Origin of the sequence: Halococcus sp. AFM35, from assembly GCF_051195015.1 — an archaeon.
Lineage (GTDB): Archaea > Halobacteriota > Halobacteria > Halobacteriales > Halococcaceae > Halococcus.
Genome location: NZ_JBNTJU010000100.1, coordinates 1 through 991, shown reverse-complemented (window position 1 = coordinate 991; position 991 = coordinate 1). Strand labels below are relative to the sequence as shown.

At 63.3% G+C, this 991-nt stretch carries 1 protein-coding gene; it reads right to left on the bottom strand.

Annotated features, from left to right (window positions below):
- Positions 1-160: 160 nt before the first annotated feature.
- On the bottom strand, positions 161-991 hold an 831-nt coding region (pstC, locus tag ACQUQO_RS18245; RefSeq protein ID WP_435080077.1), incomplete at its 5' end, for a phosphate ABC transporter permease subunit PstC.

The following is a 991-nucleotide window of genomic DNA, read 5'->3' as shown; positions in this document are numbered from 1 at the left end:
GTTAGCTCGACGCCGAACGCTTCCGTCCCGAAACTCGTCACATCGAACAGCGATGCGAGCGCGAACAGAAAGCCGAGCACGCCGAGACCGACGACCGCAGCGCTGGCGCGCTCGAACGCCGACCCGCCCTCGTTCACCAGCCCTCGCTCGTAGGACTCGCTCATTGCTCGCCTCCGAGCCGGCGCACCATCCGGCGCTCGATCATCTGTGAGACGACCGAAATGGCCATCACGGTCACGAACAGCACGGCCCCGGCGGCGAACAGCGCGTTCACGTGGAGACCGCTGGCGTTGCCGTACTGGCTGGCGATGAGACTTGTGAGCGTAATCGTGTTGTCGAAGACGTCGAAGACGGGCGCTGGTAACTCGGTTACGTTGCCGAGGATCACCGTTGCAGCCATCGTCTCGCCGACCGCGCGGCCGACACCCAGCAACACGGCAGCGGAGATACCCGAAAACGCTGCGGGCATCGTGATACCGGTCATCGTCTGCCAGTCAGTCGCTCCGAGCGCGAGCGAGCCCTGTTTCATCGACTCGGGCACGCTCGAAATGGCGTCTTCGGCGACCGACACTACAGTAGGAAGTGCCATCACGCCGACGACCAACCCCACAGCCAGTAGACTGCCAAGCCCTGGAAGGCCGAACGCACTGCTCGAGGAGAAATACGGGTTGAGCACGACCAGCCCGAGATAACCGAACACGATCGAGGGGATGCCAGCGAGGATTTCGATACCGGGTTTGAGTATCTCGCGCAGCCACCCCGGTGCGACCTCGCTGATGAACAGCGCGCCGGCGACGCCCAGCGGGCCGGCGATGGCCACCGCCAACAGCGTTTCGATGACCGTGCCGACGATTGCGGGTGCGAGCGAGTACACTTCCTCGCCACCGGTGTTCCACATTGGCTGGTTAGTGTATGAAACGAGGTCGACCAGTCCCATGTACCGAATCGCTGGTAGCGCCTCGCGCAGGACGAACACGATGATGAGACCCAT